Consider the following 16,919-nt stretch of genomic DNA (forward strand, 5'->3'; position numbering starts at 1 on the left):
AAGCGACTCTGTGCTGCTATTCTGTAACTTTTTGATTTTCTAAAAATTGGTAAATGAAATATTCTTCCACTGCTGGTAGTTGAACTTGAATCCACTGGGCTAATTTTTCAGTTAACGGATGGATAATTTGATAAGCAGAAGCATGATATAAAGCATCTAATTCATGATCTTCAATATGAAGCTCACTGCGTAAAATCACTCGTTCCACTGCGCCAGCCAGATGCACCACTAAATTAATGCAAGTGCTATAAGGCATTTCTTCAGCGAAATAATCGTTAAATAATTGTTGGGTAAAACCCCATAATGGCTCAACTAATTTTTTACCATTAATAAAGGTGAAGTTTTCTGTCATATAATCTGTACATAACTGCTTAGCGGATTCTTCGGTTAACTCAATCGGTGCCACAGCTGACAAATCATTTTCCAATAATAAATCTTCTAATAAGGTTTCAATATCTTGATTAATAAATTGTTCTAAAGAAAGGAAAGGTACATCAATTTGCGGATCTAAAATCCCCGTTACCGCAATCAATTCTTTTTCAGAATCAGCTTGCAACTTCTGAATTTTTTCTTTGGATTCTAGCACGGAAGTCGTCATAACTGCTAAATCTTTAATTTGACTATTAAGTAAAGTACCTTCAATAATCTCTTTAATTTTTTGAGCAGTTCCTTCGCCAGAAGCACAAATTGCCAGAATAACTTTTTCTTTCTGTGATTGTTGGGCCGGAATTTCTTTGGTTTGTTGGAAAGAAGCATAGCCTTGGAAATTTTTCAGTGAATCATATAATTCTTCCAAATTCGTTCCTAAAACCGAAGCTTTGCGAACCGCTTCTAAAACTAATGGCGTGGTTACCATATCTAAAGTCCGCACCGCAATGCCGGTTTCTGTAGCAATCTTTTCAGCAAAGGAAGTTAAAGAGCCCATATCAACTAGTAGTAGTACGCCATTTCCTTCGTTTAGTTGTTTGACTTTTTCTTTAATTTTTTCAAAAGCAACTTGGGGACTCATATCTAAAGGCATGTCCACCCCTTGCACCCGCTTAGTATTCAGTAACGTTTGCACCACTTGCGCCATGCTGGTTGCGGTACTGTTGCCGTGAGCGGCTAAGACTACGCCTACCCGACCAGATTTTTGGCGATTTTGTAAAGAAACCAATAGCACGGTTAAGTAATAAACTTCACTTTTAGGAATCGTCATCTCTAAACGTTGCCCAATAATTTTATGAATTTCGGTAGCTAAAGTAAATTCAACAGGGAAATCTTCCGCCATTTCTTGAATGTTAATATTAGCTTCCCGTTTTTCTCCAATGGTAATTTTCCGGACAAAAGAACTGATATGCAAGCTCATAGCATAAATAAAGTTCGGCTGAAAAACATAATTCAACTCTGTGTTTACATATTCAAAAATTTCTTCAGTTAAGTGAATAATTTTACCATCCACAAATTCAACAAGTTTATTATCAGCTTCAAAAGTAAAGCCATGATCTTTATAAAATGATTTCAAATGAATATTAATATCTGTGGAAATAAAATGATTGATTGAACTTTGATCTAAACCATCAGCTTTTAATAAAGCGGCTTTGTCGCCAATAATATCATATAAGTTATAAGGTAACTCATACGTATCTTGTTGAAATTTTAAGAACGGCTCGTTAGGTGGAATCAGTAATTTGGGCTCGAGATTTTTAGTAATTTCCGCCATCCACTCTCGCTGGCTGGCTAATTGAACCAAGCCAGTTTTAATATTTTCAGAAAGATCATCCACGGAAATCAAAATTTCAGTAGAAGTCATTTGATTCATAAAAGCACGAGCACAAACAAGTTGGATATTCGATTTCAGCTGACCAATATTTCCATAAGTAACGCTACCAATTAAAGCTTTAGCCACATCTTCAGTAACGACTAAATGGCGCTGAATTCGATTGGCTTCAATCGCTAACAGCATCCGCACCAAATCGATTTGTTCAAGGGCGGGACGATCGGTAAAAGCTGGCAGTTGAATATGAATCGGAATACGTCGCACAAAAGTATCCAATAAAGAAGAACTAGGATCTTCCGTCGTAGCTCCAACAATTCGCACATCGGCTTGGCGATGTTTGCCACTCTCTCCCAGGCGATTGTAAGTGCCATGATCCATAAAATAAAAAATCATTTCTTGCCCTTCGGGAGAAAGACGATGAATTTCATCTAAAAAGAGCATGCCACCATCCGCTTGATCAATAATACCAGCTTTATCATTTTCAGCACCAGTAAAAGCGCCTTTAACATAGCCAAATAAATGACTCATTAATAGCTCAGGGTTATTGGCGTAATCGGCACAGTTAAAAACCGTCAACTCTTGATGATTATGAATTACGCCATTTTCTTTTGCAAAAGTAAACATAGCATGGGCAAAGTGGGTTTTACCAGAACCCGTTGGACCAGTAATCAAACAGTTCAAGCCTTTAGGAGGATATAAAATCGCTGCTTTAGCTTGCTCCACTGCATTTTTCATACTGCCATTAGTCCCAATTAAATGCGCAAATATATTTTTATCCGTCTTATTAAAGGCATCTTCTGTTTGAGTTTCAGCATTTTCTTTATAACTTGGTACATATTTCGTTAAAGGTTGATAAATATTTGGCTTAATCGCTTGATACTTAACGGGCCGCTGTTGGCTTTTAATAATCAGACCTTCTCGTACCAATTGATTTAAATCTTTACTACTATTCGTTCGTTGAATTCCTAAAGCTTCCGCAACTTCAGCAGTCGTTACGCTACATAACTCTCCTGAAGCATCCACTTGCTCTTGAACATAAGCTAACACGCGCTCGATTCTACGTTCCATATTTTTCACCTCCTGCAACTAAAAAGTAAACAATTATAGCCCTTACTTATATTTTCGCCATTTTATGCCAAAACGTCAAATGATTTGCTAGTCAAATCACCTTGGTTAGGCTTTTGTTAAACTATTCACTAATACAACTCTGGTCGGCGATCCATTAAAACGCTGATTGCTTGACGAGCTTGAGTGACTTCTGCTAAATCAATGGTGACTTTACGAACTTCTTCTTGTTGCGATAATTCAGCAGTAATCTCTCCTAAAGGATTAATCACTAATGACTGACCATTAAATTGATTATCCGGATCTGATCCTACTCGATTAACGCCAATCACAAAAGCTTGGTTTTCAATGCCCCGCGCTTGTAATAATTTGCGCCATTGTTGAATTCTTGCTTGCGGCCATTGAGCAGGTATAACCAACACTTCTGCTCCTGCCACAGCCAGCTTACGAAACATTTCTGGAAAACGCAAATCATAACAAATGCCTAGTCCTAGCGAAACAGTTGATAGCTTAGCAGTAACTAAGCTTTCGCCAGCCGTTAAATATTGATCTTCTGCCATTAATTTGAACAAATGGACTTTATTATATTGCTGGATAAGTTCTCCCTGTTCATTAATAAGATAGCTGGTATTATAATATTTATCGCCACTTTTTCTTAAAATCGAGCCGCCAACAATTGCTACTTGATATGTTATCGCTAGCTCTGTTAATAAAGTTAAAGTCTGCTGACCATCAAGATCCGCTACTATCGCGGCATTACTTAAATCATAAGCGCTATTCCACATTTCTGGTAAAACAACAATTTCCCCAGCCTGTAAATCCGCTTGTTGAAATAAATACCGAAGATGTTGAAAATTGTCTTTTGGTTTACCAAAAGTAATATCCATCTGCATCAAGACAAAAGTTTGCTGCGTCATAAAAATCGCCTCCCCTCTGTTAAAAACTACTATATAATAAACTACGCTAAAAAAAGTTTCCCTACTAAGAATATTCCGTTTTATCAAAATTGTAAATTAATTTTTAGAAAAACGAGATATTTCCTTTTGTCAATATTCGCTAAAAAAATTAATAAAACTGACAAAGTGAAGGTGCTAAGAAAAAATATTCCCATCATAAATAACTGCTTGACAATCCTTAATTTCTTAGGTATCTTATAACTTGTGTGAATCACGCCGCTTTAGTTCAATGGTAGAACGCAAGCATGGTAAGCTTGAGATGAGAGTTCAATTCTCTCAAGTGGCTTTCATAAAAAAACTTCTTAAACTTTGCTGTTTAAGAAGTTTTTTTGTTTAAATTTTCCGCTGTTTTTAAGTTTTGACAGTAACAGAGCTACAATGATTTCCCAAAGCTAAAAAAATCCCTTTTAATTCGTACATTCACTTATAATAAACTTCATCTAAAAACAATCCTTGCGAAGGTGCGGTTTCTCCTGCGTTCTTGCGGACTTTGCTCTCAAGTATCTCATCAACATCTGCTACCTTCAATTTTCCAACACCAATTTCTAAAAGAGTCCCTGTGATAATACGAACCATTTTGTGAAGAAAACCATCGCCTACAAAGGTAAAATGCAACATATCTCCTTCTTCTTCAATGGTTATTTTTTTTATGGTACGAACAGTGGATTTTTTAGATTTTTTTAATGCTGAAAAGCCAATAAAATCATGTGTTCCTACTAATTTTTCACAAGCTTCATTCATTTTATTAATATCAAGTTTCTGTGGATAGTAAAAACTGTAATAGCGTTCAAAAGCTGATGGAATTTTATTATTCCACACGTAGTAGCTGTATTGTTTCCTCGCCGCATGATAACGAGCATGAAAACGTTCTGGAACTTCTTCCACTTTTTTAATAACAATATCTTGAGGGAGATAGCGATTCAAAAAATCAATAATTTCTGTAGCACTCATTGTTGTATTGGTTTTAAAATTTGCTACCTGACCTCTTGCATGCGTTCCAGCATCTGTTCGTCCTGAACCGATAATCTCAATTTGTTCACCTGTCATCTGGCTTAATATCTGCTCAATTTTCCCTTGAATACTTTTATCTGAATCACCTAGTCGTTGCCAACCAAGATAGCGTTTGCCATCATATTCAATTGTTAATTTTATATTTCTCATATTTTGCTCCTTTGGTAAATTTCTAAAAATCCTTTTCTTTATCTTACGCTTAATTTTGATTTCTGGCAAAAGGTCGTTATAAAGATAAAGTGATTTAATCAAGAGTAGTCCCCAGCTACTCTTTTTTATTCATCCTCAAAGTAAAGATATCTTTACTTACACATTCTGTGGTGCTATAGTATAGTAAAGATATCTTTACTATACTAGGAGGTGCTTTAGTGAATGTTTACAATAGAATAAAAGAAATTCGTGAAGCGAAAAGCATTTCACAAATACAGATGGCTACTGATTTAAACGTTTCAAGACAAACTATGAACGCCATCGAAAAAACTAAGTACAATCCAAGCTTAGAACTCTCTCTAAAAATAGCCAAATACTTTCAGATGTCTGTAGAAGAAATTTTCGAATTGGAGGATGAAAAATAATGCCAGTTAGTTTATCAATTGTTTTAAGCATAATTTTTATATTTCTAGGTCTATACTCATTCTATACCGTTTTTGTAGCAATCAAGACCTTGATTCATGTCAAATCTGGCAAGCAAGACGAACTAGAGAAGAAAATGATTTTTGATGCTTTAGGCTATTCTATGTTGTGTATTGCTGGCTTGCATATCATTCAACTAATCATTGGTATCATCTGGACTATGGTTACTAATAGAACGCGACCTTTTATCCCTATTATTTCAGCTGGATTTACTTATGGAGATGTTTTTAGTAACTCGTCACTTCATATTGAAGCCATTATCTTTGATTGCCTAGTCTTTTCAATATGTCATAAAATTGTTCAAAAAAAATATAATGACTGATGATTAAAAGAAAATATAATGCCTAGTATTATAAAAGCAATAACTTAGTTAAATTTTTTAGGAGTGTTTAAGAAACACAAGTCGTTAATCAAGCAACAAAAAGCGGAAGCTAACAAATTCACAAGGAGGAGCCATTCATGCAAATCAAAAAACTAGACCACGACTTTTCCGTTTGTAAAGTTGTTGATTACTCACAAGTTGATTTCAATCAGCCTTACTGTTTCACAGGGAAAACCGATCAAGAAAATTCATTAGTCTGCCTAACAGCACACGTTCCTGATAATGTGCTAGAGCAAGATGATGACTGGAAAGCCTTCCGCATTGAGGGTGTCTTAGATTTTTCCCTAATTGGCATTTTATCAAAAATTTCGACTTTATTAGCTGATAATGAAATTGGCATTTTCGCTATTTCCACTTACAACACGGATTATATCTTAACTAAAGCTAATAACTTTCAGCAAGCCATTACTCTTTTAGCTTCTGCTGGTTATCAAATCGTTTAGTTTACTTGGTCCACGTTGCCAATTTCTGGTTTTTAAAAGAAATAATTGTTGACTAGCTTGATAAAACAGTCCTAATATTAACAACGACTTGACTCTGTTTTGTGGGAACTTCATTTGTTCTATCAAAGCATGGTCATTTTTATTCGCTTGACCCACCTCTTCTTCTGCAACAATTTCAGCAAACTTCTGATTAGCCAACCTCTCCAAACGCTCTTCTTCCTGAGTATCCTTACTAACATCAAACAAAGGTGTCGTGATGATTTCAACATACTTAGCACTATGAATAGCCGTACATAATTGTACGCCATTTTTTACAAATAGCTGCAAATCAATTAACTTTCCCATTAAATAATAGACTTTTTCAGGGGTCAAATTTTGTGCCACCTGATGAATAATAAAAGTTTTTCGACTGCCATCTGCATTCCAAAAAGTTAAATGTAATTTTCGCATTTTCTCTCCCAACTTTCTTTATCAGTGATTTGTATCCACACTCTATAAACGAAAGTTTGGCGTCAAAATGTCACCCATTTTTATTTTCAACTTTGCTAAAAAAAATTACCCTTGATAAAAATATCCAGTTCCCACAAGGGCTGATAATTTTATCAAGGGTAAAATTTTTTTAAGCTTCCATATTTATCATCGTTAACCAGAAGCAAATTGCCGCAACTAATGCCAAGGGAGTCATTAGATAGCGTTCTTTCGGGCTATCTGACATAAAATTCATCACCACATTTATCGTCAAGTAAACTGAAAAAAATATGCCAATCCCTTTTACAATTTTAATAGGAAACCACATTTTCATAACACCACCAGCTTGTAACACAATCAGAATGGCAAATAGTTGAATTACAAAAGATATTCCCGTCATAACTCGCATTTTTATAGGCAAAACTGCATATTGTCCACCTAAAGTAAACTCCCCTAAAGGAAGGCCAAATGTTACTAATAATGTTAGCAGTGCAATAAGAGCAAATAAAAGCGCTCCAATTTTTGAAGTAAGCATCTCGTCATCTCCCTTCCTGTTCATCTATAATTTTCTTGGTAAACTTTTCAAACCAATTAATTTCAAATTCAATTTTAGCAATTGATAAATCCAATGTGCCATACTGAAATAGCGCAATATTTTGTAATTCTTGAATATCAAAAGCCGTTCGTGGCTCACTACTCTCAGCAATCTCTTTTAGCTTGCTTAGTTGAGATTTTAGCTCAGCAATATAAACATCAATCAGCCCTAGCCACTCTTTTTCTCCGACAAAGCCCATAAAAAAGAATTTACTAAGCTCCATATTCTTTTCTTTATACAACATTGGTGTTTTCACACTTGCTAAAAAATAATCGCGCCCGCTTTCAGTAATGGCATATTTTTTCTTATTAATACTATTTTCTACAAATTCCTCAAAAACAATATAGTCCTTAGCAATTAACTTTTTAATAGCTGCTTGAATACTGCCTAAACTGTTACTACTGATATTTGTAAAATGGCTATCAATTAATTTTCGCATTTCATAGATTGTTGCTTTTTTCATCATCAATATTCCCAAGATAATAATATCCATACTTCCACCTCTTCATATTATTGCTAATAGTAACATAACTTTTAGTTTTAATCAAAGTTTATGAAGTGTTTGAGCATAAAAAATCTGGAACAAAAATCAGTATTTTTGCTGATTTTTGTTCCAGTCAATTTTAATTAACTTCTTTTTTCATGGCGTTTCCAAACTAGATAAAGCCCTACTCCAATTGCCAACACGCCAAAGATACTTAAAGTAAAGTTAGCTTCTTCACCAGTTTTTGGTAAACTGCCACCAGTGCTACCGATACCGCCGGTTCCACCACCTGAAGGGGATTTAGGATTACTTGGTGTTTTTGGCGTAGTGGATGAGCCAGGTGTATTTGGGTTGCTTGGATTACCAGAATTTCCTGGTGTTCCTGGTTGGTTAGGTTCATTAGGGTTGCCCGGTTGATTTGGTTCTTCATCTTTGCTATTTTCAGCTGTGATTTGAACCGCAACTGGTTTACCTTCTGCCTTATCAGTAATTTCAAAATCCCAAGTTTTTTGGCTTAACTGATAATTATCTGGCGCTTTAATTTCTTTAAAGCTATATTTACCAGGGGCTAAACCAGTAACGACAATTTTACCGTCTTTATCGGTTGTCAAATTGTCTTTAATCACTTTGCCTTGAGCATCTAACAATTGGAAAACTGCCCCTTTCAAAGTAGCTTTAGTTGCTTGGTCAACTTTGGTTAATTCGCCACTACCTTGATAGTTAACTAATTGTAAAAGTTTTTCTTGATAACTTGTAACTAATTCCGGTTCGCCTTCTGTAGATTGTATAATTTCAAACGGTACCGGTTGACTATTTAATAAGTAGCCATCTGCTGCTTGAATTTCCACGAAAGCATATTTACCAGGGGCTAAATTCGTTGCTAAAACATAACCATTTTCATCAGCAACTAATTTTTCATTGCCTTTGACGGTTTGTCCTTTTTCATCAACGACTTTAAAGATTGCTCCAGCTAAGGCTTTTTGATTTTCGTCAACTTTTTGTAAGCGAGCATCCCCTAAATAGTTAATCAACGGATTTTCTTTAGTATTAGCAGCAACCACTGTTGGTTTAACGGCACTTTTTTCATCAATGGTAAAATGAATTTTTTCGCTATTGATGATATAAGCATTTTCTGGTGTGGCAATTTCTTGGAAATAGTAATTGCCTGGCGCTAATTCTTCCACTAAAACAATCCCGTCTTTGTCAGATTTAACAGTGGTAATCAATTGCGCTGGTGTCGTACCAAAAAATTCTCTGTAGACCGCAAATTCAGCGTTAGCTAAAGGTTTTTGGTTTTCTGTAACTTTCACTAATTCAGCTGCTCCTTGATAGTTGATAACTGCTTCTTGATTGTCAACTTCCACCGCCCCCTCTGCTTCAGCGACAATCGTAAAGGTAATTGGGGTTGGGTTTAAAATATAACCCGCTGGCGCTTCAACTTCCACAAATTGATAGTCCCCCGGTTCCAAATCACCCGCTTGCACTAAACCATTGCTATCTGAAACAAAGTAACCATCTTGATTTGCACCATTTTTAGTAGCGGTAATTTGTTGACCTTGTTTGCCATCTTTAACTTGATATAACGCATATTTAGCACCAGCTAAAGGTACTTGCGTTTTATCATCAGAAAGTTTTGGTTGACCAACTTTGGTAAAATGAACTACGCCTTGATAGTTTTTAAATGGTACTTCACCGTTGTAAACCAAATTTTCAGTGGCATCTGTGATTTCAGCGTCTTCACTGGCTGGCATCGTAAAGCTGTAAATACTATCATTTAAAATGTAGCCAGTTGGTGCTTTAATTTCTTGCAAGCCGTAAGTTTTACCAGCTTTTAAGTTTTCAATGGTGATAACACCTTTGCTGTCAGAAGTATAGACTTTTCTTTCGCCGTCTATTTTTATCTCTTTATTATCTTCATCTAAGAGAATAAATTCGGCATCAGCTAAAGTGGTTACGCCATCGCTGGCTGTTTTCACAAATTTGGCGCTACCTAAATAGTTGACTAATTGTTGATTTAAATCAATTATTTCCAGCTCTTTGCTGGCTGTTTCGCTAATCGTAAATTCAATGACTGTTGGTTTTAAGTAATAACCTTCAGGTGCTTGGCTTTCCGTAATTCGATAAGTTCCGGGGCCTAAATCTTCTAATTCAACTTCACCTTTTGGATTACTTTTAACGGTAATATCAAGTTTGGTAAAGCTGTTTTCTCCCGGGCCTTTCTTTTCAATTGTAAAGACAGCACCGGCTAAATCAGAACCATCTTCCGCTACTTTTTTGAAAATTGCTTCTCCTAAGTAGTTTTCGTAAGTTCCTAAATCTTTAAGGGCCACTTCTCCTTCAGCATCTTCAACCACTTCAAAGTAAAGTTTACGTTCTTTAAGTGGGGTTGCTGGATCTTCTACTTGTAAAATATAGCCATCAGGGGCTTGCACTTCTTCAAAAAGATAAGCACCTGGTGCTAAATCACCAGCTTGAACTAAACCATTACTGCTTGAAATAAAGAGCCTGTCTTCATTGGCACCATTTTCAGCTGCTGTAATTTGTTTACCTAGTTCATCACCATCTACTTGATAAAGTTTAAAGGCGGCTCCTGCTAAATTGACTTTTTCTTGATTGTCTTTAGTAGAAGCTACTTTCGTAAATTGAACTAAACCTTGATAGTTTCTAAATGGTGTGGTTTCAGTGTACACCGGAATTTCAGCGGCTTTCTCTGAATCAATCGTTACACCAGTTTCATCAGCGGATTGACTAACTGGCATAGTAAATCTGATAATCGTGTCGTTTTTAATATAACCAGTTGGTGCTTTGATTTCTCGCAAACCATAAGTTGCACCAGCCATTAAATTAGCGATTTTGAAAATCCCATCCTGATCAGAAGTAACTTCGACATCTTTGCCGTCTACTTCAACTGGTTGATCATTTTCATCTAATAGCTCAAAGACTGCATCGGCTAAACCAGTTTTACCATCTGCTTCAGTTTTTTTGAATTCTGCGGTTCCTAAATAGTTTACAAAACCAGTTTCAGCTAAAATTTCTAGTGGTTCTGGTGTTTGGCCCGCTTGATAACTAATCGTGAATTTGATTTCTGTCCCATTTAAATAATATCCTGCTGGCGCCTTAGTTTCTTTCAAAAGATAATCACCAGGGGCTAAATTATTCATGACTACTAAACCATCTTTATCACTGATAACTTTAGCAACAACAGAATAATCACCACTTTGATAATCCGCATGACTCAATTCAAATTCGGCGCCTGCTAAACCAACACCTTGACTATCAACTTTTTTGAAAGTCGCAGAAGCTTGATAGTCCGTCATAGTCAAATTACCAGTTGATTCAATTAACTCTCCAGCGGCATTTTTCACGAAAATACCTCGTTGACCATTTTCTTTCAACTTAACAGTAAATTCAATCATCATCGGATTCAACATGTAACCATCTGGTGCCGCAACTTCACGAATTTGATAATCGCCATCGGTTAAGCCAGTGAAAGTTACACCCTCAGCAGTTGCTGCAAAGACACGCACCACTTCCATATGACCTTGATCATTTTTCTTTTGTAGTGCAAAAGAGCCACCAGTTAAAGCTTCTTGTGCTGCATTAACTTTTAAGAAATGAATCGCAACCGGTTGATTATCAATGGCTAAAATCTCACCATTGCTAGTTTTATCATCAACCGTTACAGGAACGCCTGCTAATAATTCATCAGAAATCGTATAACCGGCAAGTGCTTCAACTTCTTTGATTAAATAAGTGAAACTACGATTTGGATCATCTTTATCACTATAAATTAAATTACCAAAGCTAGCTTGACCAGTTGCGCCAGTTGTAACGGTGTAAAGAATTTCGTCTGGTAAATTCGCTTTTTCATAATGACGAATCAGTTGTAGCTTAGCTCCTGGCAATGCTTGTTGAGTAATTTCACCGATTTTTTGAATAGTTAAACTACCTTTAGTCCCCCATGCAATACCAGAGCTATCTTCGATGTGAACTTTTTGATTGTCGCTGGTTGGTTCGCCTTCGTAAGAGCCACCATCTGATGTTACTTGTGCTGAGTTAGAGATGACCTCTTCTTGTGAAGTAAAGTTAGGTTTTGCTTGATAAGTAATTAAATATGGTTTTTCAATTACACCAGTCGGTTGACCTTCTTCTTGCATCGTATCAAAAGAAACTTTCAAGATTTGTTGACCAGTTACTGGATCAGTTTGCAAGTCAACTGTATAATTTTCAGCTAAAACAGCAGCTCCTTGAGTAACCTTACCTTCACTGTCAACTTTTCCTTGATAAACTTTAACACTTGCTAAATCAATGATCTGATTATTACTTGGATAATCTGTCACTACGGGATTTTTCAAAGCTGATTGACTTCGGTTTAACCATAATGACCAGCTAATTAAACCTGTTTTACTATCATAATCAACTTTTTTACTAGCTGTTTCTCCTGCGTAATTGATCGAAACTTCAGCAGATAAATCTTGCTCTTCATTGCCAATCGTTACTTTCGCTACGTTATCATAAGTTGCTGCATCTTCAACGATTTGACCTTGTAAACTAGTTTTAAATTCAATTTTAAAAACTTTAGGGGATTCTTTACTATTAAAGCCTGGAATATCAGGGCCCACCGCTATGTCTAAAATGCCATTAGAATTTTCATTAGCAACCGGATTGGTTACCTTAACATAATCTGCGCCTACTTGATTGCCAGCATATTCAGCTTGTGAAGTAGCTTCAAAACTACCATTTGTTGTAATTGTTCCCCGCGTAATGTTTAAACTATCAGGAAGATAAACTTGGTTACCAGTAATCGGATCTTTCACGGTAAACTGATTAATATCTAAACCGTTATAGTTAGTGACAATAGTCCAAGTAATTTCTTTTGTTAAAGGATTGTAACTTCCCGCCTTAAAACCTTGATGTGATTCGCTGGTACTCGTATCAAAGCCATTATTACTGTCACTTGAATAAGTATCGTCACCATCTTGCCAAGTTAAATTAATATTATTGTCATAACTTAATTTACCACCAGGATTAACAGCTGGTGTTTCAAACTGATTATATTTAGTATAGTAGCTCATTTTAAAGGAATGGTTGGTGGTTTGATAATTATTGACAAAGTTAATCGTAAATTTGTCATATTTTGAACCAACTGCCCCTGCACCAGCACTAACATAAATCTTTAAAATATAATCTGCCGTTGCTGGATCCCCAAAAACTATTTCTGTAGTTTTATCTATAACTTCAATTGCACCTACTAAATCTTTATTGGCTTTATTGTCATGAATAACTACACCAGTATTTGACCATGCATTATCATCAGTATCGGTTATACGTGGTAAACTTACATAACCAGCTTCGGTATAATCCATCGTATCAATAAATTCAGCATTGGTTAAATCGTAATTATTTTTGTTGATATCTACTGTCCAAAAAGCAGTTTTGTTAGCATAATCAATAGTTGGTTTATTTTTGATAACCGCTTGTTGTTTAGGATTATCAGAAATAGTTGGCGGATTAGTAACGCCATCCATGGATACATCATTTTTAATTTGAGTTGAGCCATCAGATACTATTTGATCAACTTTTGTTTGATAAGTAATATCAATACCTTGATTTTGTTGAACATTATCATTGAAAGTAATTACAAGCTGACCAGTTTTATCTACATTCACTGTATAAGCATCTTCTGGTACAACAGCTCCTTTAATCACTTTGCCATCGTCAATAAAGTTCATATAATTCAAGACAATACTGCCATCAACTAAATCCATATTAGAAAAAATATCAGTAATCGGCACATATATCGGAATATCTTTTTGTCCGTAATTATAATGAATCGTCCAAGTGTAAGTTTGGGTGGTTGGATCATATTTATCTTTGGTTTTTGTTAAAGTTTTACCATAATCAAAAGTAATGGTAGTATCAGCAGAAGCATCTGCTAATCCATCAGAGCATAGCGTAACCTCATTAGTTGCGGTCACTGTCCCTCCATCTGTTGGTTTTGCACTATCATTAATTGGCGTCGTGTAGACAATTCGATATGCTCCGCTAATTGGTTGATTGAAAGTAATATTACCATTAGCATCCACTGTATATTGATCAGTTGGCACGGCTTGATTACTTACGCCAATCACATTACCTTCCAAATCGACGATTAAAGGATAAATAACTGGTGGCTGACTACTGTCATACCTCACACTATCAGGAAAATTTTCAGTTATCGTTGCATTGGTTAAATCTGATAAAGCTTTATTAAAATCAACATTCCAAATCACATTACTTGGGTTGACTTCTTTATCCGTATGACCTGCTTTATCAATCGAAGACTCTGTTTCCGGTTTAATCGTTACTTCAAAAGGTGGTAAATTAGTATCGGTTGGATAATAAAAGTTTTATCTCCCGGTGTCGTAATAACTTCTTCATCGAAATGAGAAGTGTAATTAATTCCCCCACCACTAGCAGGCAGAAATTCACCGTCTTGATTATTGGTAAACGTAATCTTGACTTTATTATCGGTAGGATCAATTACATAATGACCGTAAACTTCACCAGCTTCATTCACTAAATCGCCTTCTTGAATATCCGTAACTTTGATGCCGGCTGGCAATTCCATTTCATAATAATCGCCGGCTTTTAAAACCCCACGAACACTATCGGGAATTGAAAAATCCATATGAAAATGAATATCTGAGTCGATTGTTGCTGGGTCAGGATCAAACTCTTGCGTAATGTTTGTTACAAAATTTTGACCAGGAGCATATTTTGAAAATAAATCATTAATATTACGATTGCGTTCATCTTCAAGAGCTGCTGCTATTTTTTTATCAGTTTTGTCGTTTTTTTCGACTTTTTCACTTGTTGAATCAGTCGTTGCTGTTGTTTTTTCATCGGTTTCTTTCGTTACAGCTTCTTTATTGGAAGTTTCCGTTGTTTCAGGTTGCGGAATAACAGCAGCTGGAAAAGTTAATAGTCTGCCTTTTTCATCGGCAAAAACCAAATCTTCTTGCGGATTTTTAACATCTCCATATAAAGTGAAATGAAAATCGGTGACGCCTTCTTCAGCATTAGCAAAATCCAAAGTTAAAATTTGTTGTTGCTGATTATTGAAACCAAACTGGTATTCACCGATTTTTTGATTGTTTTCTGAAAAAATAGTACTTTCATCTTTAGTAAGCTTACTATCAGGTACAAAATTATCTGACAAAGCCACTTCTATTTCGGGTTCTTCTGAGTTTTGCAAATCTAATTCACCATAGACAGACAGTAAATATTGACTTGCTTTTTCATTTTTTTCCAAGCTATTTCACTTTTTGAAAAAAGCGTTAAACTATTTTCTTTAACAATTTCTTCTGAAGATTCTTCATTGGTGGAATCTACTGTTTCAGACGCTTCTACGCTTGCTATATCAGGCGATATAGCAGGTGTTTCTGGCGTTTCGCTAGCGCTAGTTAGCGCTTCTTCTGAGTTTGTCGTGGTTGTCGTTTCACTCTCCGCGATAACGCTGGTTTCTTCCCCTCTTTCCTCAATTCCATCAATCCCTGCCGCAAACACAGGAGATACAGAATTCAATGACAAACTTAGTAGCATAAGCATATTCATCCACTTTTTCATTTTAAATTCCTCCAGTACATTAATATCTTATGAATCAATTATCAGACGAAATTACAAATTTGAGAAATAATACGCACTATTCAATAACATCTATTTTTTTAATGGGGATTATCCTGATTATTTAAGAAAATGAAATTTTTCAAAAAAGTACCAGCTTTCACTTTTCTTTTATCAAAAAGCTATAAACAATATTTTATTAATGATAAAATTAGGCTAGTAAAAAAATGAAAATAAATATTATAAAAAACATTGTTTCAATGGGAGGAAACTTATGAAATCCGAAAAAGAAAAAATGATTAACGGGGAACTTTATCGTCCCTCTGACCCTGAATTGGTAGCCGATCATATTCATGCTAAAAAACAGCTGCAAGCAATCAACGATGCTAGCAACCAAGATTTACGTAATCAACTCGTAAAAGAAACATTTGGTTCCACTGGTGAAAATTGTTATATCGAACCACGGATTGCTTTTGATTATGGTTATAACATTCATGTTGGGGAAAATTTTTACGCCAATTTTAATTGTACTTTTTTAGATGTCGCGCCAATTACGATTGGCGATAATTGTATGTTGGCGCCAAATGTTCAGCTTTACACCGCAACCCACCCCCTTCACCCCGTCGAAAGAAATAGCGGCGTGGAATATGCAAAACCAATCACTATTGGCAACAATGTCTGGCTTGGTGGTGGTGCTATCGTAATTCCCGGCGTAACTTTAGGCGATAATGTTGTGGTAGCGGCTGGCGCTGTGGTAACGAAATCTTTTCCTGATAATGTTGTAGTTGGTGGTAATCCTGCTAAAATCATAAAAACGATTGAAATTTAATCTTTTGTTCCCCTAGACAAAAAAGAACTTACGTTCGTATAATTAATAGTATAATTTTGTATTGGAGGAATTTAAATGGAAAAAACAGGAAAATGTTTATGTGGTGCAGTGTCAATTACGGTGAAAGATTTTCACGAGGACGTTCATGCCTGCCATTGTTCAATGTGTACACAATGGTCAGCCGGCCCTTTCTTATCAGTTGCTGGTGGAACTAGTAAAGAGGTAATGGTATTACCTGAAGATGCAGTGACTTGCTATCAATCATCTGAATGGGCTGAGCGAGGATTTTGTAAAAACTGTGGTACTACTCTGTTTTATCATGTTTTTTATGATGATGTCTATTATTTATCAGCAAGCTTATTCGAAGAAACGGCTGAGCAAAAGTTAACAGAAGAAATCTTTTACGATAAAAAACCAGCTTATTATACTTTTGCTAATCCAACGGTTAAAAAAACCGAAGCTGAAATTATGGCGGCTGTTCAAGCTGAATTTTCAGAAGCATAAACAATAGTTAAAATCAGCACCACCCTTCAAAAGGGTGGTTTGCTCTGGGGCTATAAGCCCCTAAAACCGGCCAGCGCCTAAAGACGCTGGCTTTTCACATTTCATGTTCAAGCCATAGTGCCTTTGCCTCTTTTGCCCACCTCTCAAGAGGTGGCTGTATCACTCTCTAACCCTTAAAAGGGTCG

At 35.9% G+C, this 16,919-nt stretch carries 13 protein-coding genes, 1 tRNA gene and 1 pseudogene; 6 read left to right on the top strand and 9 right to left on the bottom strand.

The features are described 5' to 3' along the window. Positions 1–16: 16 nt before the first annotated feature. Together M2139_RS07190 and M2139_RS07195 are read right to left on the bottom strand one after the other, a co-directional pair. Entirely contained in the window at positions 17–2,827 is a 2,811-nt protein-coding gene (locus M2139_RS07190) for a sigma-54-dependent transcriptional regulator (RefSeq protein ID WP_280738101.1), read from the bottom strand. A 128-nt stretch (positions 2,828–2,955) separates the two neighbouring features. After that, a complete protein-coding gene (locus M2139_RS07195) occupies positions 2,956–3,741 on the bottom strand; it encodes a carbon-nitrogen family hydrolase (protein ID WP_280738100.1) in 786 nt (261 codons plus the stop codon). Positions 3,742–3,995: 254 nt separating this feature from the next. Between M2139_RS07195 and M2139_RS07200 the strand changes: the two genes are divergently transcribed. Then, positions 3,996–4,066 (top strand) — tRNA-Thr (locus M2139_RS07200). Positions 4,067–4,200: 134 nt separating this feature from the next. Here the strand turns inward: M2139_RS07200 and truA are convergent. Further along, positions 4,201–4,941 (bottom strand): tRNA pseudouridine(38-40) synthase TruA, encoded by a 741-nt coding sequence (truA, locus tag M2139_RS07205; RefSeq protein WP_280738159.1) that lies wholly within the window; start codon positions 4,939–4,941, stop codon positions 4,201–4,203. Positions 4,942–5,159: 218 nt separating this feature from the next. On the opposite strand from truA, the gene M2139_RS07210 reads away from it, so the two are divergent. From M2139_RS07210 to M2139_RS07220, 3 genes are all read left to right on the top strand, one after another. Further along, positions 5,160–5,366, top strand: a complete 207-nt coding sequence (locus M2139_RS07210) for a helix-turn-helix transcriptional regulator (protein WP_280738099.1) — start codon at positions 5,160–5,162, stop codon at positions 5,364–5,366. Next, positions 5,366–5,746 (top strand): hypothetical protein, encoded by a 381-nt coding sequence (locus tag M2139_RS07215; protein ID WP_280738098.1) that lies wholly within the window; start codon positions 5,366–5,368, stop codon positions 5,744–5,746. The genes M2139_RS07210 and M2139_RS07215 overlap by 1 nt, the downstream gene beginning before the upstream one ends. 137 nt (positions 5,747–5,883) lie before the next feature. Beyond that, the gene (locus tag M2139_RS07220) at positions 5,884–6,249 is read left to right on the top strand and encodes an ACT domain-containing protein (RefSeq protein ID WP_280738097.1); all 366 of its coding nucleotides are present in this window, start codon (positions 5,884–5,886) and stop codon (positions 6,247–6,249) included. On the opposite strand, the gene M2139_RS07225 is transcribed toward M2139_RS07220, so the two are convergent. The 6 genes from M2139_RS07225 to M2139_RS07250 all read right to left on the bottom strand — a co-directional run bounded on the left by M2139_RS07225 (position 6,220) and on the right by M2139_RS07250 (position 15,404). Beyond that, a complete protein-coding gene (locus tag M2139_RS07225) occupies positions 6,220–6,699 on the bottom strand; it encodes a DUF2922 domain-containing protein (RefSeq protein WP_280738096.1) in 480 nt (159 codons plus the stop codon). The genes M2139_RS07220 and M2139_RS07225 overlap by 30 nt on opposite strands. A 169-nt stretch (positions 6,700–6,868) precedes the next feature. Then, a complete protein-coding gene (locus M2139_RS07230) occupies positions 6,869–7,252 on the bottom strand; it encodes a hypothetical protein (RefSeq protein ID WP_280738095.1) in 384 nt (127 codons plus the stop codon). A gap of 4 nt (positions 7,253–7,256) precedes the next feature. After that, entirely contained in the window at positions 7,257–7,805 is a 549-nt protein-coding gene (locus M2139_RS07235) for a PadR family transcriptional regulator (RefSeq protein WP_280738094.1), read from the bottom strand. Between the two features lie 134 nt (positions 7,806–7,939). Continuing rightward, positions 7,940–14,137 (bottom strand): SpaA isopeptide-forming pilin-related protein, encoded by a 6,198-nt coding sequence (locus tag M2139_RS07240; protein WP_348522603.1) that lies wholly within the window; start codon positions 14,135–14,137, stop codon positions 7,940–7,942. Between the two features lie 2 nt (positions 14,138–14,139). Further along, positions 14,140–15,090 (bottom strand): Ig-like domain-containing protein, encoded by a 951-nt coding sequence (locus tag M2139_RS07245; protein WP_280738093.1) that lies wholly within the window; start codon positions 15,088–15,090, stop codon positions 14,140–14,142. Further along, entirely contained in the window at positions 15,036–15,404 is a 369-nt protein-coding gene (locus M2139_RS07250; RefSeq protein WP_280738092.1) for a hypothetical protein, read from the bottom strand. The genes M2139_RS07245 and M2139_RS07250 overlap by 55 nt, the downstream gene beginning before the upstream one ends. A gap of 271 nt (positions 15,405–15,675) precedes the next feature. On the opposite strand from M2139_RS07250, the pseudogene M2139_RS07255 reads away from it, so the two are divergent. Together M2139_RS07255 and M2139_RS07260 are read left to right on the top strand one after the other, a co-directional pair. Further along, positions 15,676–16,224: pseudogene (locus M2139_RS07255) on the top strand (sugar O-acetyltransferase); the annotation flags it as partial. 81 nt (positions 16,225–16,305) lie between these two features. Continuing rightward, positions 16,306–16,734, top strand: coding sequence for a GFA family protein (locus M2139_RS07260; protein WP_280738091.1), 429 nt, complete (start codon positions 16,306–16,308; stop codon positions 16,732–16,734). Positions 16,735–16,919 lie beyond the last annotated feature (185 nt).

Source organism: Enterococcus sp. PF1-24 (genome assembly GCF_029893325.1).
GTDB lineage: Bacteria > Bacillota > Bacilli > Lactobacillales > Enterococcaceae > HY326.